Source organism: Vibrio sp. Vb0349, assembly GCF_033338975.1.
On record NZ_JAWOTS010000480.1, the window covers coordinates 1 to 1,014 of the forward strand.

General features: G+C 42.0%; 2 protein-coding genes. Both read left to right on the top strand.

All coding sequences use genetic code 11. The features are described 5' to 3' along the window. On the top strand, positions 1-807 hold an 807-nt coding region (locus R7Q47_RS26745; RefSeq protein WP_318090350.1), incomplete at its 5' end, for a hypothetical protein. A 14-nt stretch (positions 808-821) separates the two neighbouring features. Further along, positions 822-1,014 (top strand): hypothetical protein (locus R7Q47_RS26750; protein ID WP_318090352.1); only part of this gene is annotated, 193 nt, incomplete at its 3' end.

Sequence of the window (1,014 nt, forward strand, 5' to 3'; positions counted from 1 at the left end):
AAAATTGCAGAAACCACCGAAGAAAAGCCACAAGCGCATGCATACATCACTCTAGCGAGTGCTTATGTTCAGCTAGAAGATTACAAAAACGCGATTCCACCAGCTAAGCAAGCAATCGCTATGAGTAAAGAACCTAGTGAATCTTGGTATCAGCTACTGATGTCTGCGCATTATGAACTTAAGCAGTTCAAGAGCGTTGCGGGTGTATTGAAAATATTAACCACTAAATATCCAAAAAATAAGCGTTACTGGACTCAATTGTCTGGTATTTACATGGAGTTAAATCAAGAGCGCAATGCCCTTTCAACACTAGAAATGGCTCATAAATTGGGTCTATTAGAAGGTGAGAAAGAATACCTGCGTTTAGTAAACTTCCAAGCTTATCAAGGGGTGCCTTTCCGCGCAGCGAAAACACTTCAAGCAGCCTTTGATAATGGTCATGTAGAACGCAACGCAAAAAATTTGGAAACACTTGGTTCGTTTTGGCAGCAAGCACAAGAACTTGAACAGGCTATCGACGTCTATCAACAAGCTTACAATCTTGCTCCACAAGCAAAAACTCAAATAAAAATTGCTCGTCTAATGATTTTAGACAAGCAATATACGGAGGCGACGAAGTTTACGCAAAACGCCGCCCCAGATGCTAAGCACGAACAAAAAGGAGAGCTCTCTTACATTCGTGGCATGGCATATTTTGAGTTAAACCAACCGAGTAATGCTCTAAAAGCAATGAAAAGTGCGGCTCAATCTCCAGATATGAGAGCAATGGCGAGCCCTTGGATTAATTTCCTAGAGTCTCAAGGGTAAGTCATGCATTTAGCATGGCGCGAAAATTAAGTGTGAGTCAGTCGCACGCCTGGGGAAGTGAAAGCTTCCCCTTTTTTCGTCGTTTTTCAGTTCTCAATCCGTTGTCATTGAAGGGTATGCAAACCAAAAGATCAACTGGTAACCACATAGAGATCATGATACTCTTCGCCTCCATTTTTCTGGCGGGATTATCACCAATCACCATTT